The sequence below is a fragment of the Parasphingopyxis marina genome, from assembly GCF_014237875.1.
Taxonomy (GTDB): domain Bacteria; phylum Pseudomonadota; class Alphaproteobacteria; order Sphingomonadales; family Sphingomonadaceae; genus Parasphingopyxis; species Parasphingopyxis marina.
Genome location: NZ_JACJVJ010000001.1, coordinates 540,183 through 564,613, shown reverse-complemented (window position 1 = coordinate 564,613; position 24,431 = coordinate 540,183). Strand labels below are relative to the sequence as shown.

The 24,431-nt window shown below is 65.1% G+C and carries 20 protein-coding genes; 12 read left to right on the top strand and 8 right to left on the bottom strand.

Annotated elements, in window-relative coordinates; all coding sequences use genetic code 11:
- The first annotated feature begins 27 nt into the window (after nucleotides 1-27).
- Nucleotides 28-1,359, top strand: coding sequence for a heterodisulfide reductase-related iron-sulfur binding cluster (locus tag H6P80_RS02845; RefSeq protein WP_185799825.1), 1,332 nt, complete (start codon nucleotides 28-30; stop codon nucleotides 1,357-1,359).
- A gap of 9 nt (nucleotides 1,360-1,368) precedes the next feature.
- Nucleotides 1,369-1,959 carry a DUF3501 family protein gene (locus H6P80_RS02840; RefSeq protein ID WP_185799824.1) on the top strand — a complete coding sequence of 197 codons (591 nt, stop codon included), beginning with the start codon at nucleotides 1,369-1,371 and terminating at the stop codon, nucleotides 1,957-1,959.
- 18 nt (nucleotides 1,960-1,977) lie between these two features.
- Here H6P80_RS02840 and H6P80_RS02835 read toward each other — a convergent pair whose 3' ends face one another.
- The 4 genes from H6P80_RS02835 to aceA form a co-directional block, all read right to left on the bottom strand.
- Complete coding sequence (locus tag H6P80_RS02835) at nucleotides 1,978-2,328, bottom strand: response regulator (RefSeq protein WP_185799823.1); 351 nt, start codon at nucleotides 2,326-2,328, stop codon at nucleotides 1,978-1,980.
- Nucleotides 2,325-4,292 (bottom strand): PAS domain-containing sensor histidine kinase, encoded by a 1,968-nt coding sequence (locus H6P80_RS02830; RefSeq protein WP_185799822.1) that lies wholly within the window; start codon nucleotides 4,290-4,292, stop codon nucleotides 2,325-2,327. The genes H6P80_RS02835 and H6P80_RS02830 overlap by 4 nt, the downstream gene beginning before the upstream one ends.
- A 133-nt stretch (nucleotides 4,293-4,425) precedes the next feature.
- Complete coding sequence (locus H6P80_RS02825) at nucleotides 4,426-4,716, bottom strand: excalibur calcium-binding domain-containing protein (protein WP_185799821.1); 291 nt, start codon at nucleotides 4,714-4,716, stop codon at nucleotides 4,426-4,428.
- Between the two features lie 255 nt (nucleotides 4,717-4,971).
- A complete protein-coding gene (aceA, locus tag H6P80_RS02820; protein ID WP_185799820.1) occupies nucleotides 4,972-6,255 on the bottom strand; it encodes an isocitrate lyase in 1,284 nt (427 codons plus the stop codon).
- 209 nt (nucleotides 6,256-6,464) lie between these two features.
- Between aceA and H6P80_RS02815 the strand changes: the two genes are divergently transcribed.
- Complete coding sequence (locus H6P80_RS02815; RefSeq protein WP_185799819.1) at nucleotides 6,465-7,856, top strand: helix-turn-helix domain-containing protein; 1,392 nt, start codon at nucleotides 6,465-6,467, stop codon at nucleotides 7,854-7,856.
- 93 nt (nucleotides 7,857-7,949) lie between these two features.
- Nucleotides 7,950-9,083 (top strand): GGDEF domain-containing protein, encoded by a 1,134-nt coding sequence (locus H6P80_RS02810; protein WP_185799818.1) that lies wholly within the window; start codon nucleotides 7,950-7,952, stop codon nucleotides 9,081-9,083.
- 12 nt (nucleotides 9,084-9,095) lie between these two features.
- Here H6P80_RS02810 and H6P80_RS02805 read toward each other — a convergent pair whose 3' ends face one another.
- Genes H6P80_RS02805 through H6P80_RS02795 form a run of 3 tightly spaced genes read right to left on the bottom strand, consistent with a single transcriptional unit; the run spans nucleotide 9,096 to nucleotide 11,739 of the window.
- The gene (locus H6P80_RS02805; RefSeq protein WP_185799817.1) at nucleotides 9,096-9,689 is read right to left on the bottom strand and encodes an acyltransferase; all 594 of its coding nucleotides are present in this window, start codon (nucleotides 9,687-9,689) and stop codon (nucleotides 9,096-9,098) included.
- Nucleotides 9,690-9,706: 17 nt separating this feature from the next.
- Entirely contained in the window at nucleotides 9,707-10,675 is a 969-nt protein-coding gene (locus H6P80_RS02800; RefSeq protein WP_185799816.1) for an aldo/keto reductase, read from the bottom strand.
- Complete coding sequence (locus H6P80_RS02795; RefSeq protein ID WP_185799815.1) at nucleotides 10,672-11,739, bottom strand: mannose-1-phosphate guanylyltransferase/mannose-6-phosphate isomerase; 1,068 nt, start codon at nucleotides 11,737-11,739, stop codon at nucleotides 10,672-10,674. The genes H6P80_RS02800 and H6P80_RS02795 overlap by 4 nt, the downstream gene beginning before the upstream one ends.
- Before the next feature lie 198 nt (nucleotides 11,740-11,937).
- Between H6P80_RS02795 and H6P80_RS02790 the strand changes: the two genes are divergently transcribed.
- The 5 genes from H6P80_RS02790 (at nucleotide 11,938) to H6P80_RS02770 (ending at nucleotide 19,635) form a co-directional block, all read left to right on the top strand.
- On the top strand, nucleotides 11,938-13,326 hold the full coding sequence (locus H6P80_RS02790; RefSeq protein WP_185799814.1) for a TIGR03013 family XrtA/PEP-CTERM system glycosyltransferase: 1,389 nt from the start codon (nucleotides 11,938-11,940) through the stop codon (nucleotides 13,324-13,326).
- Nucleotide 13,327: 1 nt separating this feature from the next.
- Nucleotides 13,328-15,415, top strand: a complete 2,088-nt coding sequence (gene prsK / locus H6P80_RS02785) for an XrtA/PEP-CTERM system histidine kinase PrsK (protein WP_185799813.1) — start codon at nucleotides 13,328-13,330, stop codon at nucleotides 15,413-15,415.
- Nucleotides 15,415-16,776, top strand: a complete 1,362-nt coding sequence (prsR, locus tag H6P80_RS02780) for a PEP-CTERM-box response regulator transcription factor (protein ID WP_185799812.1) — start codon at nucleotides 15,415-15,417, stop codon at nucleotides 16,774-16,776. The genes prsK and prsR overlap by 1 nt, the downstream gene beginning before the upstream one ends.
- On the top strand, nucleotides 16,773-18,749 hold the full coding sequence (locus H6P80_RS02775) for a tetratricopeptide repeat protein (protein ID WP_185799811.1): 1,977 nt from the start codon (nucleotides 16,773-16,775) through the stop codon (nucleotides 18,747-18,749). Before prsR ends, H6P80_RS02775 begins: the two co-directional genes overlap by 4 nt.
- A 67-nt stretch (nucleotides 18,750-18,816) precedes the next feature.
- Nucleotides 18,817-19,635 carry a DUF815 domain-containing protein gene (locus H6P80_RS02770; RefSeq protein ID WP_185799810.1) on the top strand — a complete coding sequence of 273 codons (819 nt, stop codon included), beginning with the start codon at nucleotides 18,817-18,819 and terminating at the stop codon, nucleotides 19,633-19,635.
- A 5-nt stretch (nucleotides 19,636-19,640) separates the two neighbouring features.
- Here H6P80_RS02770 and H6P80_RS02765 read toward each other — a convergent pair whose 3' ends face one another.
- Entirely contained in the window at nucleotides 19,641-20,573 is a 933-nt protein-coding gene (locus tag H6P80_RS02765; protein WP_185799809.1) for a PAS domain-containing protein, read from the bottom strand.
- Nucleotides 20,574-20,883: 310 nt separating this feature from the next.
- On the opposite strand from H6P80_RS02765, the gene H6P80_RS02760 reads away from it, so the two are divergent.
- The 3 genes from H6P80_RS02760 (at nucleotide 20,884) to H6P80_RS02750 (ending at nucleotide 24,394) form a co-directional block, all read left to right on the top strand.
- Complete coding sequence (locus H6P80_RS02760) at nucleotides 20,884-22,695, top strand: calcium-binding protein (RefSeq protein ID WP_185799808.1); 1,812 nt, start codon at nucleotides 20,884-20,886, stop codon at nucleotides 22,693-22,695.
- Between the two features lie 166 nt (nucleotides 22,696-22,861).
- Nucleotides 22,862-23,191: a calcium-binding protein gene (locus tag H6P80_RS02755; RefSeq protein WP_185799807.1), complete on the top strand. Its 330-nt coding sequence runs from the start codon at nucleotides 22,862-22,864 to the stop codon at nucleotides 23,189-23,191.
- Between the two features lie 111 nt (nucleotides 23,192-23,302).
- Nucleotides 23,303-24,394 carry a TIGR03032 family protein gene (locus H6P80_RS02750; protein ID WP_185799806.1) on the top strand — a complete coding sequence of 364 codons (1,092 nt, stop codon included), beginning with the start codon at nucleotides 23,303-23,305 and terminating at the stop codon, nucleotides 24,392-24,394.
- The last annotated feature ends 37 nt before the right edge of the window (nucleotides 24,395-24,431 follow it).

Below are 24,431 nucleotides of genomic sequence, written 5' to 3'. Positions count from 1 at the left end.
GCCCGGACCACAAACGGGGAGCATGCGATGCAGGAGGGCAGCCTTGAGGCGCCGACGCGCCATCCGATAGCCTGGCAGGACGAGGATTTCTACGACGAGGAGAAGCTCGATGCCGAGCTGCGCCGCGTCTTCGATATCTGCCATGGCTGCCGCCGCTGCTTCAACCTGTGCGACAGCTTCCCGCGCCTGTTCGACCTGATCGACGAGAGCGAGACCGAAATGGTCGAGGATCTCGCCAGCGAAGAGTTCGCGCCCGTTATCGAGGCCTGCACTCTGTGCGACATGTGCTTCATGGTGAAATGCCCGTACGTCCCGCCGCACGAATTCGATCTCGATTTCCCGCACCTGATGCTGCGCGCCCGCGCGATCGACCATAAAAAGGGCAATACCGGCCTTGCCGACAAGCAGCTCGCCAAAACCGATCGCAACGGCAAGCTGGGCACGATGATGTCCGAGGTCGTCAATTGGGCGACCAAGGAAGGCAACGGGATCACGCGCCCGCTGATGGAAAAGGTGGGCGGCATCGACCGCAAGGCCTTCCTGCCCGAATATGAAGAGACGCCGCTCGTCAACAAGGCGGGCGCCGCGATTCCTGCGCCCAACCGCGAAGCCCCGAATTTCGGCCGCAAGGCGGCGATCTACGCGACCTGCTACGGCAATTTCAACGACCAGACGCCGGGCGAGGCGGCGCTCAAGGTGCTCGCCCATAACGGCGTGTCCTGCCGCATCGAACATCCCCATTGCTGCGGCATGCCGCTGCTGGAAAATGGCGATCTCGAAGGCGTCGCAAAGAGCGCGGAGAAGGTCGCGGAAGAATTCGGCGAACTGATCGACCGCGGCTATGACATCGTGGCGCTGACCCCGTCCTGCGCGCTTATGCTGAAATTCGAATGGCCGCTGATCCTGCCCGACAATCCGGCGGTGCAACGGCTCGCCGAACATAGCTACGACCTTTCCCAATATGTCGTGATGCTGGCCAAGGACAAAGGGCTCGCCCCGGTGCCCGAAATGGCGAGCAAGGTCGGCATCCATTTCGCCTGCCACAGCCGCGCGCAGAATATCGGCCCGCAGGCGATGGAGATGCTGAAGCACATCCCCGGCGCAGAGCCGAGCATCGTCGAGCGCTGCTCGGGCCATGGCGGCAAATGGGGAATCATGAAGGACAATTTCGATATCGCCGTGAAGATGGCCCGCCCGGTGATCCGCAACCTCAAAAAGGCCGATCCCGACTATATCGTCACCGAATGCCCGCTCGCCGGGCCGCATCTGAAACAGGTGATGGAAATGGCCGATGGCGATGCCGCGCCCGACCGGGTCGGCCATCCCATCGAGATACTGGCCAAAGCCTACGGATTTTAAGGAACAGAAATGCCCCGCGACACGCAGGAAATTACGCCCGAGGATATTCTGAGCCTCGAAGACTATGAGCAGATCCGCAAGGAGAAGCGCGAGGAGAATATCCTGCGCAAACGCTACCGGCGGCTTTCGGTCGGCCCGCACGCGACCGTCTATTTCGAAAGCTGGGACACGATGTGGCTGCAGGTGCAGGAAATGCTGCGCATCGAAAAGGGCGGCGCCGAACAGCTGAAGGACGAGCTGGCCGCCTATAACCCGATGATCCCGAACGGCGACGAGCTGACCTGCACGCTGATGTTCGAGATCGAGGATGCCGCGCGGCGCGATACCCTGCTCGCCAAGCTGACGGGCGTGATCGACCATATCGCGATCGTCATCGACGGCCGCAAGATCGCCGCCGTGGCCGAACAGGATGTCGATCGCGACAGCCGGGGCAAGACGAGCTCGGTCCTGTTCCTCCACTTCCCGTTTACGCACGCCGAGAAGGATGCCTTTTGCGATACGGGGACCCAGATCTTCTTCCAGATCGACCATCCCGACTATGGCCATGCGGCGATCATCGGCGAGGAAATGCGAGCCGAGCTTTCCCGCGATTTCAGCTGAGCGGAAGCGCCCGGCGGGCTAGAGCCCGAGCCCGGCTATCGCGTTTTCCAGATCCCGCGCGGTATAGGGTTTTTCCAGAACGGTGGCCGCTTGATGACCTTCCGGCACGCGGATTTCGCCATAGCCGGTCGTGAAGATCAGCGGGATTCCGCGCTCCGCCAGGGCATCGGCGACCGGACCGCTTTCGACGCCGTTGAGATTGATATCCAGCAACGCCGCATCGAAGCCTCCCGCCGCCACGATCTCCAGCGCGCGTTCCAGATTTTCGGCGGTGAAGGCGGGATCGTGGCCGAGCGCGATCAACATGTCCTCGGTGCTCATCGCGATGATCGCCTCATCTTCGACGACGAGGAATTTGGCGCCGCTCATTCAGCCGCCTCGGCGGTATCCATGTCCATGCCGGGCAACGGCACGTCGATCGAACAGCACAGCCCCTCCGGGGCAAAATCGAGCCGGATTTCGCCGCCGAGATCGGCCGCCAGCGCCCGTTCGATCATGCGCGTGCCGAAGCCCTTGCGGGTCGGCTTCTCGACCTTCGGTCCGCCGCTTTCGCGCCAGTCGATACGCAACCGGTCTCCCTCGACATGCCAGCCGATCGTCACCGTTCCGTCCGGATTCGAAAGGGCGCCATATTTGGCGGCGTTGGTGGCAAGCTCGTGTACCGCCATCGCGAGGGACACTGCCGCCTTAGGGGGTAGCTGGACATGGCCCCCCGACGCCGTGACCCGCCGTTCGTTGCCGCGATTCACCGCCCGCATGCTGTCGTCGATCAGCGTCGCGAGTGTCGCGCCTTCCCATTTTTCCCGCGTCAGGAGATCGTGCGCCGCCGCGAGCGCGACCAGCCTTTCCTCGAACGCTGCGCGGGCGTCGGCGGGCTCGCGGCCCTCGCGAAAGGTCTGAAGCGCTAGGCCCTGAACCAGCGCCAGGGTATTCTTCACTCGGTGGTTGAGCTCGTTGATCAGCAGTTTTTGACGCTCTTCGAAAGCCCGCCGCTCGGTGATATCACGGGCAATGGCATGGAGCCCGATGAGATGGCCCTCGCTGTCGGTCGCCAGGGTCGAATTGATCTCCCAGTGCATCTCGCGGCCGGAAGCGCCGATAACGGTGACGTCATAATTGGTCGTCCCGCCCTTATCGAGCTTGTGGCGCAGCATCTGCCGCGTGCGCCGGAAATCCTTTTCGGGCATGAAATCGGCGATCGAGCGGCCGATAATCTCTTCCGCCTCCAGCTCCAGCGCCGCGCAGGCGGCCGGGTTGCAGGCGGTTATACGCTGGTCGATCGTGGCGGTGAAAATGATATCGTGAGCCTGTTCGAAAATCAGCCGAAAGCGCCGCTCGGAATCCTGAAGCTCGGTCTCCATACGGGCGCGGAAGAGCGCCTCCCTGACCCGCTTGCCGAACGCCTGGAGAAGTTCGACATGGTGATCGTGCCATGAGCGGGGCTGGCTGGCATGGGCGAAGATCGCGGCCTTGGTACCCGCCCGCCCCGCCGCCGGCACGACAAGTCCGGACCGCAGACCGATCGCGCGGAAGCGCTCCCTGACGCCCGGCTCGGCGGTCGCCGGGTCGCTTTCCATATCGTCGATCCGCACGACTTCGCCGGTCCGGGCCTGGCCGCCGAGCTCCGATCCGAAAAATGCAAGCGGATGCGTGCCTGAAACATGAGCCATCGACCCGTCGGTCCAGCAGCGCGCCACCGAGATCGTATCGGCCTCGGTGTCGATTTCGCCATAGCCGATCCGTTCCGCCGGGATTCCGGTCGCCAGCAGCCCGAGCGCGCTATCGAGTATCTCGTCCGCCGCGGTCAGGGGCCGCACGGCCCTGTCCAGGGCGAGAAGCATTTCGGCACGGCGGCGCTGGAGCACGTCCTGCGTGACTTCCTGCCCCTGGTTGAGAATGCCGACGATATCGCCGTCTTCGCCGATGATCGGTGTAAAGCTGTAATCCCAATAGGTTTCCTCGACATGACCGAACCGCTGCATCTCGAGAAGCTGTTCGGTCGTGGAGAAGCCCTCGCGGCTGTCATAGACCGATTGGAACTGGGGTTCGATAATATGCCAGATATCGGGCCAGACCTCGCGCGCGGGCTTGCCCAGCGCGGCGGGGTGGCGGGGCCCGGGTATGAAAGACCAGGCATCGTTGTAGAGCAGGCGCAACTCCTCGCCCCAGTAAATGCAGGTGGGGATGCTCGATCGCAGGCAAATGCCCAGCGTCGAGCGCAAAGACTGGGGCCAGCCTTGGGGCGGTCCGAAGGGGCTGTCGCTCCAGTCGGCCTCCCTTATCCTGCTGCCCATTTCGCCCCCGGCGGAAAGGAACCGGAGATATTTACCCATGGCGACCGTGCATCCTGCGCCCCCTAGCGAATCCACATTGTGACCGCTTTTCGGTTTCCGGACAATCGTTTATCGCATCTTCCGCGCGCAACTTATCTCCCTTTGCAATTGCCCGCCCACCGCGCCGAAACGGTTAGCGGCGGCGATAGGGCTCGCAGCCGATCCCGTCGCCATCGCGATCGAGATGCGCGCCATAACCGGGCTGGCCGCGCCGAACCGGCGCTGCGCCCGCCGCCCGCGCGGCATCGCAATTGACGAAGGCGCCGCCCTGGGTGCGCCCGGGCGTGCCCGTGAAAGGCTGGGCGACGCTCGATCCGCCATTGTGGCAGTGTCGGCCGCCATTGCGCCGGTCGTTATGGCAGCCATCGGCCGCCAGCCCGCCCGGATGCAGCATCAGCGCCGCGACGAAAATCGAAATGGACATGCCATTTTCCTCCGACCGTAACGTCGAGGCGCGAGTGTAGCCGCGATTGCTTACCCAAAGCTTAGGTCGGTTGACGGGAGCTTGCGCCGTTCCGGATCGAAACGACCCGCCCCAATGGAAAGCGCCGGCCCGGATTACTCCGGACCGGCGTCTCTTCTCCTCCCCAGGAAAAGCCCTTTTTGAGCTTGGCAAGGCACCCTCTCCCAAGGGTTCTATACAAAGGACGGGGGCACCTGCCCCCGCCTAGTCAACTTGTCATTCGGCGGCTTCGGCGACGAACTGGTCGGCCTCGGTCGATTCCGCCAGCGCAGTGGTCGAGCTGGTGCCGCCGGTGATCGCGTTCGACACCATGTCAAAATAGCCAGTGCCGACTTCGCGCTGGTGGCGCGTCGCAGTGTAGCCATTCTCTTCCGAGGCAAATTCCGCCTGCTGGAGCTCCGAATAGGCCGCCATGCCGCGATCCTTGTAGCCGCGGGCGAGCTCGAACATGCCGTGGTTGAGCTGGTGGAAACCGGCCAGGGTCACGAACTGGAACTTGTAGCCCATCGCGCCAAGCTCGCGCTGATATTGGGCGATCGTGTCCTTGTCCAAATTGGCTTCCCAGTTGAAGCTGGGCGAGCAGTTATAGGCCAGCATCTTGTTGGGGAATTCCTTCTTGATCGCTTCGGCAAAGCGGCGCGCATCGTCGAGGTTCGGCTTGGAGGTTTCCCACCACAGCAGGTCGGCATGCTCGGCAAAGGCGAGGCCGCGCTTGATGCAGTGATCGACGCCGGTGCCCGGTTTCAGGCGGAAAAAGCCCTCGGGCGTACGTTCGCCGGTCATGAACTCATGATCGCGCTCGTCGATGTCCGAGGTCATCAGCATCGCGCTTTCCGCATCCGTACGGGCGCAGATCACCATCGGCACGCCGCAAACATCGGCGGCGAGACGCGCGCTATCGAGATTGCGGATATGCGCCTGGGTCGGGATCAGCACCTTGCCGCCGAGATGGCCGCACTTCTTTTCCGACGCGAGCTGGTCTTCATAATGCACGCCCGCAACGCCGGCGGCGATATAGGCCTTCATGATCTCGAAACAGTTGAGCGGCCCGCCGAAACCGGCTTCCGCATCGGCGACGATCGGCGCGAACCAGTCGCGCTGCGCGCCGCCTTCGCTATGCTCGATCTGGTCGGCACGCTGCAGCGCGTTGTTGATCTTCTTGGCGAGCTCGGGCCCGGCATTGGCCGGATAGAGCGACTGATCGGGATACATGGCGCCGGCGGTGTTGGCGTCGGCGGCGACCTGCCAGCCCGAAAGATAAATGGCTTTCAGCCCCGCGCGCACCATCTGCATCGCCTGGTTGCCGGACATCGCGCCGAGCGCGTTGATATAGTCCTCGCTGCGGAGAAGGTCCCAGAGCAGGTTCGCGCCCTTGGTCGCGAGCGTATAATCGATTTTCACCGATCCGCGCAGCTTCTGGACGTCTTCCGGGGAATAGGGGCGTTCGATGCCGTCGAAACGGCCCGAAGCAGCGGGAATCAGCTCTTCGAAGGTCGTCATCGCAGTTAATCCTTTACAGTATGATTTGCGGGGAAGTGATTGTGCGTCCCACGGCACCCTCTCTGTTCTTGGGGCCTTCCTAACCGATTCGGGGTGCCCCGCCCATGATTCCTGTGAAGAATTAGAGTGTTCGGGTCTTACAAACCGTGTATTTTTTTGTCGTTCTGTAAATTTATTGACAATCGATGCCGCGAAACCGAAAAGGCGCCATGGCCGACAGCAAGCTCTTCGCCGGACACCGGATCAAGCGGCTCCGCAGGCAGGCGGGGCTGACCCAGGCGGCGATGGCCGAGATGCTGGATATCAGCCCGAGCTATCTCAACCTTGTCGAGCGCAATCAGCGCCCGCTCTCGGCAACCCTTTTGCTGCGCCTGGCGGACCGGTTCGATTTCGATCCGCGCACCCTTTCCGACGACGAGCCCGGCGGCGGCGAGGACGGGCTGCGCCGCCGGCTCGCCGATCCGATGTTCGCCGATCTCGAGATCGACCGGGCCGAATTGCAGGAATGGCTGGCCGCCGCCCCTGGCGGCGCAGAAGCCTTTGCCCGCGCCTTCGACCGGATGGCCCAGGGCGGAGCAGGCGCCGAGACGACGGGGCGCGATCCGGTGGCGCCGGTGCGCCGCGAGATCGAACGCTGGAAAAATCATTATGCCGATCTCGATGCCGCGGCGGAGGCGCTGGCCGACGAACTGCGCCTGGGCGCGGGCGATCTCTACGGCGCGATGGCCGAACGGCTCAGGACCAAGCACCAGCTCACCATCCGCATCCTGCCCGCCGAGGTGATGCCGGACCGGCTGCGCCGGCTGGACCTCCATGCCCGGCAATTGCAGCTTTCCGAAATGCTGGACCCCGCCTCGCGCAGCTTCCAGGCCGGCTTCCAGCTCGCCCAGATCGAGGCCAAGGCGGAAATCGAGGCGCTGGTCGCCGGCGCGGGCTTTACCGATACGGTGTCGGCGCGCTTCTACCACCGCCATCTCGCCGGCTATTTCGCGGCCGCGGTGATGATGCCCTATTCCCGCTTCCTGCGCGCCTGCGAGAATTCGGGCTATGATTTCGAACTGCTGCAACGGCGTTTCGGCGCGGGCTTCGAGCAGATCGCCCACCGGCTGACGACCTTGCAGCGGGTCGGCGCGCGCGGCCTGCCCTTCTTCATGATCCGCATCGACCGGGCTGGGCGCAGCTCGAAACGCTATGCGGGCGCGAGCAACGCCTCGCTCGTCGAATCCAATCTGCGCTGCCCGCTCTGGCAGATCCACCACGCCTTCGACCGGCCCGGCGATATCTACCGCCAACTGGTCGAGCTGGAGGATGACAGCCGCTGGCTGACCTTCGCACGCTCGGTGACGCCGCATTCGCGCACGCCGGGCGGCATTCGCGCCGAATTCGCCATCGGGCTGGGCGTGGCCGCCGAACATGCCGGGTCTCTGGCGCTCGCCCGCGGCATCGATCTGTCCGGGAGCGGGGCGACGCCGATCGGGCTCGGCTGCCGCCAGTGCACCCGCGCCGATTGCCCGCAGCGCAGCGCCCCGCCGCTCGGCCGCGCCTTGCTCGTCAACGAACGCGAACGCGCGATTACGCCCTTCGCCTTTGCCGGCGATTAGCCCGCCGCTAACCTCGCCGCCGAAGAATGTTTTAACCAATCGCAACTAGTTACGCTCTCGGGCCCCAAAGACGGTCTCGGGGGGAGCAACGATTTGCGTGACGCCATGGAATACAGCCTGCCGCGCTGGAAGCTGACGCGCTGGCTCACGCGTACGGGCGAGCCGGTCAGCCCGACGATCCAGGCCGCGCAAATCCAGTCGCTCTACGGGTCGCTCTCGATATTCTATGCCGCCGCGCTCTGCACCCTGTCGATGGCTTTCGCGGCCTGGTGGCGGCACGGCGGGACCGCTTTCGCGATCTGGGTCGCGATCGAAACCGGCACCATCGTGCTGCGCGTCATTTTGCTGAACCTCGATCGCCGCGCCACCCGCATCGGCAAACCGACACGCACCGATCTTTACATCCTGACCACCTTCATCTGGGCGATGACGCTCGGCTATGGCGCGGCGATCACGACGCTTAGCGGCGACTGGCTGGTGGCCTTCGCCGTCAACTCGGTAACCGCCTCGATCGCCGGCGGCATGTGCATCCGCTATTTCGTCGCGCCGCGCTTCGTGATCGCCACGACATCCTCGGTGCTGTTGCCCATGGCCGGTGCCGCCTGCCTGACCGGCGAACCGATCCTGCTCGTCATCGCCGTGCAGACGCCGCTTTTCCTGTTCAGCATGGCGCGCGCCTCGATGCGCCTCAACCGGATGATGATCGCGACGATGGAGGCCGAAGAGGCCAATGAATATCGCGCGCTGCACGACGAGCTGACCGGCCTGTGGAACCGTTCGGGCCTGATCGGCGTCGTCGAGGCCCGCCGGCGGGCGGAACCGGCCAATGCGAAAATGACGATTTTCTTTCTCGATCTCGACCGGTTCAAGCCGATCAACGACCGCCACGGCCATGCCGCGGGCGATCATGTGTTGCAGCAGGTGGCGGACCGGCTGCTCCACATTGCCGGCGACGATTGCGAAGTCGCGCGCATCGGCGGCGACGAATTCGTGCTGCTGTCGCCGGCGCTCGATGCCCCGACCGCACAGCAGCGCGGCGAGGAGATCGTCCGCATGCTCGCCGAAATTCCTTATGACGCAGCGGGAACCCGTGCCCGCATCGGCGTCAGCGTCGGCGCATCGACGATTGCCGGGACCGACGGTCTGGAATGCGGCATGCGCCTGGCCGACAAGGCGCTCTACGGCGCCAAGGCACAGGGCGGGCGGAGCGTCAAGCTTGCCGCGTGACAGGCGCGCCGATCACACTTCCCAGCGCACGCCCGATCGCACGACGCGCGCCGGCGTCCCCACGATCAGCGAATTTGCCGGACAGGCCGAATTGACGATCGACCGCGCGCCGATGATCGAGCCGTTGCCGATATCGGTTCCCTTGAGCAGCAGCACATCCTCGCCGATCCAGACATCGTCGCCGATCTTGATGTTGCCGGAAGGGTTGATCCGGTCGCCGGTTTCAATGTCGAAGATCTTGTGCTCGTCCGAGGTGCGGGCGCGAAAGGAGGCGATCAGGCATCGCCGGCCGATGTCGATCGAGTCGCCGGCCTCCTTCAGCGCACAGAAAAACGATCCGTTGGATCGCGCGCCCCGGCGAAAGACGACCGACGCCCGTTCGCCGCTCAATCCGATCCGCCCCTGAAGGCGGCTGTTCCCCTCGAACTTTACGCGCTGGTCCTTGCCGGCGAAGCGGACGAAGAGCGACTTGCTCACGACATCGTCCTTGAAGACCAGTCGGCAGTTTTCGGCTTGCGGCTCGAAGACGACGGTAATGTTGGCGCTGTCCTTCACCAGCTCGGCGCCGACGACGCGGTTTCCGCGGCCCTTGTCCTCGATTTTCATGGCAGCCCCCGGTCGTTTCAGGTCGCCGAAACCGCGTCGAGCCGCGCCAGCTGTTCGGCGCTCAGCTCCAGCGCCATCACGCCCATCAGCTCTTCGAGCTGCTCCCGCTTGGTCGCGCTGGCGATCGGTGCCGTGATGCCGGGCTGGGCGGCGTTCCAGGCGAGCGCGATCTGGGCGAGACTCGCGCCGGTCTCCGCGGCCACCTCGTCCATCGCGGCGAGCACTCCATAGCCGCGCTCGTTCATATATTGCGGCACGGCGTGCGCCCGGTTCGATCCCTCTACATCGCCGTCCTTGCGATATTTGCCGGTGAGAAAACCCGAGGCGAGGCCGAAATAGGGAATGACGCCGATATTCTTGTCGATGCAGAGCTGTTGCAACGGGCCTTCGAACCTGTCGCGGCACATCATGTGGAATTCGGGCTGGAGCACGCCATAAGCCGGAATATCGTTGGCGGCGCTGATATCCAGCGCTTCGGCCAGCCGCGCGGCATCATAGTTGGATGCGCCGAGATGGCGGACCTTGCCGGCGGCGACGAGCTTCGAGAAGGCCTGCAGCGTTTCGTCGAGCGGCGTTTCGGCGTCGTCGCGATGCGCGAAATAAAGGTCGATATAATCGGTTTGCAGCCGCTTCAGCGACGCTTCGACCGCAGCCTCGATCCGGCTCGCCTTCAGCCCCTCGCCGCCTTCGCCCGGCAGCATTCCGACCTTGGTGGCGATCAGCACATCGTCGCGCTTGCCGCGCCGGGCCAGCCATTCGCCGATCACGGTTTCGGATTCGCCCCCCTTATGGCCCGGAATCCAGGCCGAGTAGACGTCCGCGGTGTCGATCATCGTCCCACCGCCACCCACAAAGGCGTCGAGGATAGAAAAGGCGATATCGCCCTTGGCCACCCAGCCGAAGACATTGCCACCCAGCACGAGCTTGGGCGTCTTCATGCCGGTGGCGCCCAAATTCCGGAGTTCCGGCGTGCGTGCTTCGCTCATAACAGGTCCTTCCTCTCGGGATCGCTTTTCAGTGTTTCTATCGCTTCTTTCACGCGCTGGCTTTCGCCGCGCGGCATGACGAGTATGGCATCGCCGGTCGCGATGACGACGAGATCGGACACGCCGATCGCGGCGACCAGCGGCCCATCGCTGCGGACGAGACTGCCAGCGGTATCGATGGCGAGGACGTTGGCCGACAGGCTGTTGCCGGCATCATCCTTGGCGGCGAAATCATAGAGCGCGTCCCAGCTGCCGATATCCGACCAGCCCATCGCGACGGGGACGACGGCGACGCGCTCGGCCTTCTCCATCACCGCATAGTCGATCGAGATCGCCGGGGCGTCGGCGAAGGCCTGGGCGGCGGGACGGATCGTCGCGCCATCGGTTTGCGCGCCGTCCATCGCGGCGCGGGCGGCGGCGGCGATGGCCGGCGCATGGACATCCAGCGCCTCGAGAAACGCCCCGGCCGTGAACAGGAAGATGCCGCCGTTCCAGCAATAGCCGCCCTCGGCGAGAAAATTTTCCGCCGTCGCGCGGTCCGGCTTTTCGACGAAGCGTTCGACGCGAAAGCCGCCATCCGCGGTCGCGCCGCCGATCGACTCGCCTTCGCGGATATAGCCATAGCCGGTTTCCGGCCCTGTCGGCGCGATGCCGAAGGTCACGAGCCAGCCGTCCACCGCCAGCGCGGCGGCCCGTTCGACCGCTGCCTCGAACGCCGCAATATCGGCGATCGCGTGATCGGACGGCATGACGAGCATCGGCATATCGGCGGGCAGCGCAAGCGCTGCGAGCGCAATGGCGGGCGCGGTGTTGCGGCCCTCGGGTTCGAGGATGATCCTTGCGTCGTCGCCGGCCGGCCCCTGCAGCATTTCCGCCTGCGCGGCGCCGCCGACAAGCAGCGCCGGACCGAACGGCGCGCCGCCGACCCGGGCCAGCGTCTCGCCGATCATCGTCTCTTCGCCGATCAGCTTCAGAAACTGCTTCGCCCGCGCGGCGCGCGACAGCGGCCAGAGCCGCGTTCCGGAACCGCCGGCGAGAATGACGGGGGTGATGAGGCTGTTCATCGCCCTGCCCTTATCGGCTTTTTGGGGGCGCGTCATGCCTTGCCGCGCCGATACCGGGACATTCCCGCTTTTCCGGCCCTTTTCGCGCCATCGCGCACCTGTGCGTAAAAAAGACCGACAGCGACAAATGTGTCGGAATTCTTTACGATTTGCCGCTAAACCCCCTGAAAATATAGGCGATGAACGGGTTATGGACGCGTGATAAGGCTGTTCAAACATTATGTGCCGCACGCAGTGCTGCTGCTGGGCGTCATGGATTTCGTGCTGCTGCTCTTCGCGGGCGAGCTGGGCTGGATCTATCGGCTGAGCCAGCTCGGCAGCACGCCCGAGCCCGTTTCGACGCGCATCCCGCAGCTGATCGCCTTCGCGGTCGCGCTCGAAACTGCGATGATCGCGGTCGGCGTCTATGGCATCGAGGCCCTGAATTCGCTGCGCTTCGCCTTTGCCCGGCTGCTGGTTTCGATTTCGCTCGGCATCATCTGCCTGTCGGCGGTCTTCTTCCTCGTCCCCGATCTTTCGCTGTGGCGGTCGAACCTCTTCTATTCGATGATTGCCGCCACCGTGCTGCTGTTCGGGCTGCGCATCCTGCTCGGCAAGACGCTGGGCGGCGCGGCGTTCAAGCGCCGGCTCGTCATCCTTGGCGCGGGCAGCCGCGCGCAGCGAATCAAGGATCTCGCTGCCTCGCCCAATGCCGGTTTCGTCGTCGTCGGCTTTATCGGCATGAATGACGGACGGCAGCAGATCCCCGAAGCGATCAACCGCGACGCGATCTACAATCTGGCCGACCATGTCGTGCTTCTGAACGCGAGCGAGGTCGTGCTGGCGCTCGAGGAGCGGCGCAACGCGCTGCCGCTGGAAGACCTGCTGCGGATCAAGACCACCGGCGTCCATGTCAACGATCTCTCGACCTTTCTCGAACGCGAGACCGGCCGCGTCGATCTGGACAGCCTCAACCCGAGCTGGCTGATCTTTTCGGACGGCTTTTCCTCGGGCCGCCGCCTGTCGAGCGTGGCCAAGCGGCTGTTCGACATCCTCGCCAGCCTTGTGCTGCTGGTCGTCAGCCTGCCGATCGTGCTCGTCACCGCGCTGCTGATCCGGCTCGAAAGCCCGGGCCCCGCCTTTTTCCGCCAGAAGCGCGTCGGCCTGTACGGGCAGGAGTTCGAGCTCATCAAGCTGCGCTCCATGCGGCAGGACGCGGAAAAGGACGGCAAGGCGCAATGGGCGGAGAAGAACGATCCGCGCATCACCCGGATCGGCAAGATCATTCGCAAGCTGCGGATCGACGAACTGCCCCAGACCTGGACGGTGCTGAAGGGCGAGATGAGTTTCGTGGGGCCGCGCCCCGAACGCCAGCAGTTCGTTGAGGATCTCGCGACCAAGCTGCCCTATTATGCCGAGCGCCACATGGTGAAGCCGGGAATCACCGGCTGGGCGCAGATCAACTATCCCTATGGCGCGAGCCTGGACGACGCCCGACACAAGCTCGAATATGATCTCTATTACGCCAAGAATTACACGCCGTTCCTCGACCTGCTGATCCTGTTGCAGACGATCCGCGTCGTCCTCTGGCCCGAAGGAGCGCGCTGACATGATCATGCTTGTCGGCCAGTGGAGCCACGGCATCGCCGCCGCGCTCTTCGCGCTGCTCTTCCTGTGGCAGACGATCCGCGGCGAGCGCCGCTTCGCGATGGCGATCCTCGCCGGCGCCTTCCTGCTGACCGCGATCTGGGCGGGCATCGTCGCCGCGACCGGCCCCGCCTCCACCCTTTCGGGCCTCGGCGAGACGGCGCGCAATATCGGCTTCCTGACCTTCATGTTCGTGCTGCTGCGCCAGGGCCTGGGCGACGAACGGCGCCCGTTCGTCGGGCTGATCTATATCGCGCTATTCTCGATCGCGCTGATGCAGACGATGGTGAACGGCGTGCTGAGCCAGCTGCCGGCAAGCCCCGAGCTCGAGCAGCTCGCCCATAACGCGACCGTATTGCTCTACCTCTTCTTCGCGATCGGCGCGCTGCTGCTCGTCCATGCGCTCTACACCGCGGCCGCCCCGGAGGCGCGGTTCGGCATTCGCCTCGCGATGATCGCGATCACCGCGATGTGGGCGTACGACCTCAACCTCTACACCTTCGCCTGGCTGACCGAACGGCCCGCGACCGAATTGCTGGCGCTGCGCGGCCTCTTGATGATCGGGCTCGTTCCGACCTTCCTGATCGCCACCCGGCGCGACATCGGCGTCAAGATGAAGCTCTCCCGCAAGGTGACCTTCCGCTCGCTCTCGCTGCTCGCCATCGCCGGCTATTTCCTGCTGATGTTCTTCGCGAGCCAGGCGATCGAACTGTTCGCCGCAAGCCATGCCGCGCTGATCCAGGCGGGGCTGGTCTTCCTGCTGTCGGTCGGCGCGATCGTGCTGCTGCCTTCGCAGCGCGTGCGGGCCTGGCTGCGGGTCAAGGTCGCCAAGCATCTGTTCGAACATCGCTACGATTATCGCGCCGAGTGGATCCGCTTCAACCAGACGCTCGCCGATCCCGGCAACCATGCCGCGCCGCTCGACGAACGCGTCGTCCAGGCGATCGCCGAGATCACCGAGGCGCAGGGCGGCCTGCTGCTGGCGCGCAATATCGACGGCCGGCTGCACCCGGCGGCGCGCTGGAACTGGACCGGCGACAAGGCCGAAGCGACCGAGGACCGGTCGCTCGGCGAATGGTTGGAAAGCAGCGGCCATATCGTTGAGCTCGACCCGCTGCGCAACGGTGCACGGGACGATGCCGAGGAGATCGCAACCCTGCTTCCACGCTGGATCACCGAGGACGAGGCGGCCTGGGCGCTGGTGCCGCTGATCCATCGCGACACGCTGGTGGGCGCCGTCCTGCTTCGCCGCCCGAGCATCCACCGCACGCTCGATTGGGAGGATCTCGATCTGCTGCGCATCGTCGGCCGCGAGGCGGCGAGCTATCTCGCGGAATCGAAGAGCCAGGACCAGCTCGCCGAAGCCCGACGCTTCGACGAGTTCAATCGCCGTTTCGCCTTCATCCTGCACGACATCAAGAATCTCGTCAGCCAGCTGAGCCTCGTCGCGCGCAATGCCGAACGCCATGCCGACAATCCCGATTTCCGCGCCGACATGATCGCGACGCTCAAGGATTCGGTGGGCAAGATGAACGACCTGCTGGCCCGGCTCGCGCCCAAGGAACATGGCCGCGCCGAAGCGCCGCGCCCGATCGACCTGCGCCAGATGGCCAAGACCGTCTCGGCGCAAAAACAGGGCGCGCACCAGGTGGAGATTTCGGCCGGCGCCGAAACGCTGGCCATGGCCGATCCTGTCCGGCTCGAAACCGCGCTCGTCCATCTCGTCCAGAACGCGATCGACGCCAGCGAGGACGACGCGCCGGTCTGGATCGCGGTCGGCCATACCGGAGAGGAAGCCTGGATCGCGGTCGAGGATTCCGGTTCCGGCATGGATGCCGATTTCATCCGCGAGCATCTGTATCGCCCCTTCAGCTCGTCCAAGCCCGGCGGCTTCGGCATCGGCGCGTTCGAGGCGCGGGCGCTGATCGCCGAGATGGGCGGGCGGATCGATGTCGACAGCCGCGCGGGCGAAGGCACGCGCTTCACCATCACCCTTCCCGCCGCGGCCGTTGACGCCGCGCCCGCGCAACCCGAACGAAAGACCGCCTGATGGCTGACAAGAAACCGGTATTGCTGATCGTCGAGGACGATGAAGGGCTCCAGCGCCAGCTGCGCTGGGCGTACGAAGATTATGAAGTGGTGTGCGCCGGGGACCGCGAAACCGCGATCGACATGCTGCGCCAGCACGAGCCCGCGGTCGTCACGCTCGATCTCGGCCTGCCGCCCGATCCCGACGGCACGACCGAAGGCTTCGCGACGCTCGATGCGATGCTCTCGCTGAAGCCCGATACCAAGGTGATTATCGCATCGGGCCATGGCGCGCGCGAAAGCGCGCTCCGCGCGATCTCCACCGGCGCCTATGATTTCTACAAGAAGCCGGTCGATATCGACGAGCTCGGCCTGATCGTCGCCCGCGCCTTCCAGCTCCACGCGATCGAACGCGAGAATGAGCGGCTGGCGAGCGCGACGGGCAAAGACGAAACCGTGCTCGGCGGCATGGTGACCGCCGCACCCGAAATGCTGAAGGTCGCGCGCACCATCGAACGCGTCGCCACCGCCGATGTTTCGGTGATGCTGCTCGGCGCGTCTGGCACCGGCAAGGAGCTGCTTGCCCGCGGGGTGCATGACGAAAGCCCGCGCAAGGACAAGCCCTTCGTCGCGATCAACTGCGCGGCGATCCCGGAAAACCTGCTCGAGGCCGAACTGTTCGGCTATGAAAAGGGCGCCTTTACCGGCGCGGTAAAGACGACCGAGGGCAAGATCGAACTGGCCGAGGGCGGCACCCTGTTCCTCGACGAGGTCGGCGACATTCCGCTGCCGCTCCAGGTGAAATTGCTGCGCTTCCTGCAGGAGCGTGTCGTCGAACGCATCGGCGGGCGCGCGACGATCCCCGTGGACGTCCGCATCGTCTGCGCGACGCACCAGAATCTCGACGCGATGATCGCCGAAAAGACCTTCCGCGACGATCTCTATTATCGCCTCGCCGAGATCGTCGTCACCATCCCCTCGCTCGCCGAACGGCCGGGCGACGCGGCGTTGCTCGCCAAGCATTTCCTGCGCAAATATGCCGCCGACATGAATTCCCCGGTCAAGGGTTTCGCGCCCGATGCGCTCGCCGCCATCGATGCCTGGAGCTGGCCGGGCAATGTTCGCGAGCTGGAAAACCGGGTGAAGCGCGCGACGATCATGGCCGATGCCAAGCTCGTTTCCGCCGCCGATCTGGATTTCGAGGGCGAAGGCGAGGACGAGCCGCTAAACCTGAAAGCCGTACGCGAAACCGCCGACCGCAAGGCGATCCGCCACGCCCTGTCGCGCGCCGAGAACAATATCTCGCAGGCCGCCAAACTGCTCGGCGTCTCGCGCCCGACGCTCTACGACCTGCTCAAACAGTACGACCTTTCTCCATCATGACCCGACGGCGCAGGCGCACGAAAAGCCGGCGCAGCATCGCGCCGATCCCGCTGACGCGGATCTTCGGAGCTCTTGCGCTGCTGATGCTGGCGCTGCTTGCCGCCTGGTTCGTGATCGGCCGCGGCCCCGATCCCGCAGGCGCGCTGGCCAGGGCGCAGGCCTATGAGGCCGAAGGCGATTTCGCTGCCGCGCGCGTCGAGGCAATGAACGCCGTCGATCATGACCCCGGAAACGAAGCGGCCTGGCGGATGCTCGCGCGCGCGCAGATCGCGCTCGGCCAGGGCGAGGCGGCGCGCGGCACGGTGGAGCGAGCGACCCGCGCGGGCGTTTCCGAAACCCGCACGCGCCATCTGGCCGGCGAAGCGGCGCTGCTCTCCGGCGACCCGCAGACCGCGCTTGCGGTGACCCGCGGCGCGGCGGTCGATCCCGAATTTTTCGGCAACGCGGCGCGCGTGCGCGGCCGCGCCTATATGGCGCTTGGCGATTCCGAGGCCGCGGCCGATGCCTTCACCCTGGCGATCGAAGCCGACGGGGACGATCCCGAGCTCTGGATCGACATCGCCGATTTCCGTCTCTCGACCGGCGAGCAGGCGGGCGCGATCGCGGCCATCGACCGGGCGCTCGACCTCGATAGCGACAATATCGAGGCGCTGATCGTCAAGGGCCGGCTCGTGCGCCAGCAATATGGCCTGGTCGCCAGCCTGGCCTGGTTCGAGCGGGCGATCGAAATCGACGACGACAATATCGTGGCGATGCTCGAACGCACGGCCACCCTGGGCGAAATCGGACGCATGGCCGATATGCTCGCGGGCACGCGGGCGATCCTCGCCGTCGATCCCTCCAACGCCGGGGCGCGCTATCTGCAGGCCGTGCTCGCCGCGCGCGCGCGCAACTTCACCCTCGCGCGGAGGCTGACCATGCTGACCGGCGGCGTACTCGACGGCCGGCCCTCGATGATGCTGCTCGAAGCCGGCATCGATTTCGAGCAGGAGAATTACCAGGCGACGATCCGGCGGCTCGAAAGCCTGCTCGAAGAGCAGCCCGCCAACCGCACGGCGCAGCGGCTGCTCGGTGCCGCGCAGTTCCGCGCGGGCGACATGCGCGCCGCGCTCGCCGCGTTGACGCCGATCGCCGACCGTCCCGATGCCGACACCTATGTGCTGACCCTGGCCGGCCGCGCCTGGGAGCGGCGCGGCGATCTTGAGCGCGCTGCGCCCTATCTCGATCGGGCCGCGCGGCCGATCCGCGCCGGGCTGACCCCGATCGCGGCGGCCACCGATTTCAGCCTCGTCGCGGAGCCGGCCGGCGGCGCGCCTGCCGAGGTGGCCGCGATCCGCGCGGCGCTGGCCCAGGGCCGGACCGGCGATGCCGTCGCCCGCGCCCAGCGGCTGCGCGCCGACAATCCCGGCGCCCCGGACGCGCATATCCTGTACGGCGACGCGCTGGGCGCGGCAGGCCGCTATGGCGATGCCGCCGCCGCCTATGCGAGCGCCGCCAATATCCGCTTTTCGGAGGCCGTGGCGCTGCGCATGATCGATACCCTGCTGCGCGCCGGCCAGGCGGAGGAGGCGCTGCGTACGCTCAGCCTGTTCCGCCAGCAGAACCCGCGCAACCTCTCGACGGCAATGGTTGCCGCGCAGCTGAACCTGTCCGCCGGGCGCTGGCAGCAGGCCGCCGCGATCCTCGAACAGCTGAGGCTGCGGGTCGGCGACCGCGACGCCGCGATCCTCGCCAATCTCGCCTGGGCCCGCCACGAACTCGGCGACGACGAACATGCCGTCGCGCTCGCCCGCCGGGCCTATCTGCTCGTGCCGATGAACGCCTCGACCAGCGAGATATACGGCTGGGTTCTGTTCGACAGCGGCCAGGACCGCACGCTCGGCCTCGAACTGCTGGAAAAGGCGCAGAGCCTGGCGCCCGGCGACGCGCATATCGCCGAACGGCTGGCGGCCGCGCGGCGCGCGGCCAGCTAGGCCACTCTCGCGCCCCGGCGCCAGCCTTCGCTGGAACGACGGTGAGTTTTGAGGCTATGAGGCACCCATGACCGACGACATGCTCTCCCGCATCGCCGATGCGCTGGACCGTATCGCGCCGCCGCCCGCCGCGGCCGCCGATCCGATGGCTGCGCCCGCCTATGTGTGGCGCGGCGAGGTGCTGGAGGCCGCCCGCCATTTCGCGCCGCTGCCGATTGCGCTCCTCACCGGCATCGAAGCGCAAAAGGCCGCGGTGCTCGAAAATTCGCGGCGGCTTTCCCAGGGCGCCGCCGCCCATGATATCCTGCTTTGGGGGTCACGCGGATCGGGCAAGTCGATGCTGGCGAAAAGCGCGGTCGCGGCGCTGCAGAAGGAAGGCGAGACGATCGCGCTCGTCGAGGTCGCGCCAGACCGGCTGGAAACCCTGCCCGCGCTCTTCGGCCTGCTGGAAGACGTGCCCCGTGCCTTCATCCTGTTCATCGACGATATCGGGTTCGACGGCGACAATGGCGCGGCGCGGGCGTTGCGCTCGCTGCTCGAGGGCGGGGCCGAGGCGCGGCCGGCCAATATGCGGCTCTATATCACGTCGAACCGCCGCCATATCGTGCCGCGCTCGATGGCCGAACAGGACGATCCGGTGAACCCGCGCGACGCCCGCGACGATTCGCTGGCGCTGGCCGACCGGTTCGGGCTGAGCCTCGGCTTCCACGCCGCCAACCAGGGCGATTATGTCGCCATCGTCGCCGCCTATGCCGCGCATTTCGGGCTGGATTTCGACGAGGCCGATGCGATCGGCTGGGCGACGCGGCGGGGTGGCCGTTCGGGCCGCGTCGCCTGGCAATATATCGTCGAGCTGGCCGGGCGGGCGGGCCGTCCGCTGGATTGACCGCGCTAGGCGGCCGGGGTGATGACGAAGGTCGCGCTCTCGATCGCCATCGTCGAATAGGTGGGCGCAAGCGCCAGCCGGACCCGGACCTTCCCCATCCCGGCTTTCAGTATCTCGGTATCGATCGCCAGGGGCTTGCCGCCAAGCGCCGCCTCCACGGCGTCATTGGCCTCGACGCGCCGTTCGGTCGGGAAGATATCGGCAAAGCGCATGCCGAACAGCCCGTCCTCGCGCACGCCCAGCAGCTCGGTGGTGCTGGCGATGAAATCCTCGAACCGCCCGCGCATGTTGATCCTGCCGAGCGCGACCCCGCCATGCGCGGCGAGCGCCGCATAGGTGCTTTCCCGCTCGGCGAAATAGCGGCGGTAGCGCGCCTGTTCGCTGATATCGCGGACGCGAATGGCGAGCCCCTTGCCGAACGGGAACAGCCGGAAGGACATCGTCCGGCCCGGGCTGACCGAAGACGGCGCTTCGAATTCGATCATTGTGCGGGCTTCCTGCGCCTCGCGCATCCGGTCCGCCGTGTAGGAATTGCAAAGCTCGGGAAAGGTCGTGAAAAAATTGCGCCCGATCAGCGCCGCCTGCGACTGCCCGAGATGCGCCTCGGCGGCGGAATTGACGAGTTGGACGTCCCAGCGATCGTCGACGACGACCAGATGTTCGCCTATCTGGTCGATCGCAAAGCGCAGCGCGCCGGCATTCGCCTGTTTGCCGCCGCCGCCAGAACCGCCCATCTGACGATAGTGCGTTGCCGACACGAGATAGGATCGGGGCGAGCCATGATGGGTGATCGCGATCGGGCAGCTGCGCGCGCGCTCCTGCCAGTGACGGAAATTCCGAGTCATCTCGGTCGCGGTAACCTGCTCCGCGCCGCTTTCGGCGATGTCGCCATCCTCCGCGGCCTCTGACGGAAAGTTCGGGGATCCCAAATAGTTCACGGCGACAAATCTCCTGTCACCCCCCCGAACTTTATCGGCGAATCGCAACCGATCGCCCATGAGCCGATATGCGAAATCTGCGTAAAGTTTGGGTGAACGAAATATTGTTGCGTAAACATTCCGTTTACCGGCGCTCCCGCTTTCCCCGCCGGGCCCCCGCATTTCCGCCATTGGCAAAAAGGGGGCGGCCGGATTTTTTCTTCGCATTTTCCGTAATTTGCCGTTCCCGCAGACGGGCCATGTCGTTCAACCGAAGATGGGCAATATGCCCCCTTCAGAGCGCAAGGCGCCAAATCTTTGGGAGCAAGAGATGCCACGTCCCCCGTTGCACAACTACACGATCAACAACCTCGACCTCAGCAGTCTCAACCTCGATATTCTGGGCATATTGGGAATCGATATCGACGGGGACCTCCCCGATCTTTCGGTCGAAATTACCCTGTTCCCCTCGGGCGGTATCGTCATCAACGGCACGGAGCTGGGCGATCCGCTTCTGCTCGGTACGCCCCTTGGCGACAATATCGATGGCCGCGGCGGCAACGACAACATCTCGGCGCTGGGCGGTAACGACATCGTCGATGGCGGCGAGGGCGATGATACCATCGATGGCGGCAGCGGCGACGATGTGATCCGCGGCGGCCCCGGCAACGACAGCGTATCGGGCGGCAGCGGCGACGATCTCCTCATCCATAGCCTCGGCCAGGGCGTCGATTCGCTCGACGGCGGCGACGACACCGATACGCTGTTCCTTTCGGCCGCCGATTGGGGCGCGCCCGTCGACTGGACCTTCACCGGCGCCGGCGGCACGCTCGACGACGGCTCGACCTATTCGAATATCGAACAGTTGGTCTGGTATGGCGGCGATCTCGGCGACACGGTGACCGGCGCCGGCGGTTCCGACCTGTTGCAGGGCGGCGCCGGCGACGATGTCTTCAACGGTGCGGGCGGCGACGATGTGCTGCGCGGCCTGGGCGGCAACGACACGCTGATCGGATCCGCGGGCGCCGATACGCTTGACGGCGGCGAGGGCACCGATACCGCCGATTATTCGGCATCGGGCAGCGCGGTGAACGTCAATCTCGGCCAGGGCATCGGCGCCGGCGGCGATGCCGAGGGCGACGAGCTCACCGGCATCGAGAATCTGATCGGGTCGGAATTCAACGATACGCTGATCGGCAATAGCGCCGACAACACGATGTCCGGCAATGGCGGCGACGACGTGATGAGCGGCGGCAATGGCGCCGACACGATGCACGGCGGCGACGGCGCGGACCGTCTCCATGGCGGCAACGGCAATGACGAATTGCACGGCAATGCCTTTAACGACACGCTGATCGGTGCGGGCGGCGACGACCTGATGGTCGGCGGCACGGGCGACGACATCTATTATGTCCAGCAGGCCGGTGACACGATCACCGAAAATGCCGATGAGGGCTATGACATCGCCCGCGTCTATATCGACAACTACACGCTCGAGAATAATGTCGAGGAGCTGCGGCTGGTCGGCCCCACCGCGCGCAACGGCACGGGCAACGAACTCGATAACCTGCTCGTCGGCAGCGGCGGCGCCGATACGCTCGATGGCAGCATCGGCAACGACACGATCAACGGCAATGGCGGCGGCGACAATATCATCGGCGGCGAGGGCAACGATCTGCTGCGCGGCATGGACGGCTTCGACCAGCTGTCCGGCGGTATCGGCAACGACCGGCTCGAGGGCGGCGCGGACACCGACATTCTCGACGGTGGCGAGGGCGTCGACACGCTGATCGGCGGTGCAGGCCGCGATACGATGACCGGCGGCGCCGGTGCCGACCGCTTCCTGTTCGGCGACGGCGACAGTTCGGACGTGCTCGGCAATGCCGACATGATCCTCGATTTCAGCCAGTCCGATGGCGACCGGATCGACCTGCGTACCATGGACGCGATCGCGGGCGGCGAAGATGACGCCTTCACCTTCGTCGGCACCGATGCCTTCACGGGAACCGCGGGCGAGCTGCGCTACGAGCAGGTCGGCGGCGAAACCCGCGTTTTCGGCGATACCGATGGCGACGGCGCAGCCGATTTCATCATCCGCCTCGACGATCAGGTGACACTGACGACGGCCGATTTCCTGGTCTGACCCCCCTGCAGACTTGCAACCCTGCAGGAAGCGCCCCGCGGTTACTCCGGCCGCGGGGCGCTTTTTGTTCGAATTTCAGTTGCCGGAATAATTCCTTGCCCGTTTTCAAAGTATCGCCGCACCGCCGACTAGGCCTGTCATAGCATCAGCAGCTTGAGGCAATGCGATGGCCAATCATGTGGGAACATCCGGCGACGACACGATCGTCGGGACGCCGGGCGAGTTCAATATTATCGACGGCCTCGAAGGCGACGATTCCCTCACCGGCTCCGACTATGTAATATTCAACCCCTTCGCGACGCTGATCACCTGGGCGGGCAATGGCCGAGACGCCATCAGGGGCGGCGATGGCGCCGATACGATCTTCGGGCTGGGCGGGAACGATTCGATCCTTGGCGGCCTCGGCAGTGACTTGATCGACGGCGGCACCGGCAGGGATTTCGTCATCCGGCTCGAACCCACTGTTACGCTCACCGAGGCGGATTTCTTCCTATAGCCGGCGCCAGATTCTGACGGCGCAGAAACGGAAATCGAAAGCCGCGAAACTTTCGCACAACAGTGTAAGCTGCGGCTGATATCGACAGTCCGAACACGAGCGAAGGTGCGTATGGCCGAAGACAAAAAAACGGAGCTGAAGATCGGCGCTTCGCGCCACTTCACGAGCTGGCTCGGCAGTCATAACCTCTCGATCGCGATTAGCACCTACCAAGCCAACAAGCTTTTTTTGATCGGCCGTAAAGACGATGGTGCGATGTCGATCTTCGAGCGAACGTTTCAGCGGCCAATGGGGATAGCCGTATCCCCCGACGCGAACACCTTGGTGCTGGCGACGCAGTATCAGATTTTCCGCTTCGATAATGTCCTGCCGCCGGGGCAAAAGGCCGACGATCTATACGATCGGCTATATTGTCCGCATAATAGCTGGATAACCGGCGATCTGGATATTCACGATATTGGCATCGACGCCGAGAAGACGCCGAGCTTTGTCGCAACGCGCTTTTCATGCATTGGCGAAGTCAGCGAAGGCCACAGCTTTCGGCCCCTCTGGCAGCCGCCCTTCATCTCGCAGCTCGTGGCCGAGGACCGATGCCATCTCAACGGCATGGCCACCAAGAACGGGAAGCCCGCTTTCGCGACCGCGGCTTCGCGGTCGGACACCGCCGAGGGCTGGCGCGATGGTCGCGTCAGCGGCGGCCTGCTGATCGACGTCGAAACCGGCGCAATCCTTCTCGATGGACTGTCGATGCCGCACAGCCCGCGCTGGCATGATGGGCGGCTCTATCTCCTGAACGCGGGCACCGGCGAATTCGGCTGGTTCGACGCGGAAGCTGGCGAATTCAGACCGATCTGCTTCTGCCCGGGCTATGCACGCGGCCTGTCATTCCACGATGGCTTCGCAGCGATCGGAATCTCCCTGCCGCGTGAAAATGCAACGTTCAGTGGACTGCCGCTTGAAGATGGGCTGCGCGAACGCGACGCGGAGCCGCGATGCGGCGTCCTGATCGTCGATATCGAGAGCGGGACGATCGCCAACTGGCTGCGTATAGAGGGGATCGTCACCGAATTGTTCGACGTGACCTTCCTCCCCGCAACAGCCTGCCCAAGCGCAATCGGCTTCAAATCGGACGAGATTCTCCATGTGATTTCGATCGACGATGGCGGAACTCAAAGGAAAGCGGATTCAGTCGGGCGATCATGAACTAAAATTGGCTGATCTGCCTGCTTGCCATCTGGTC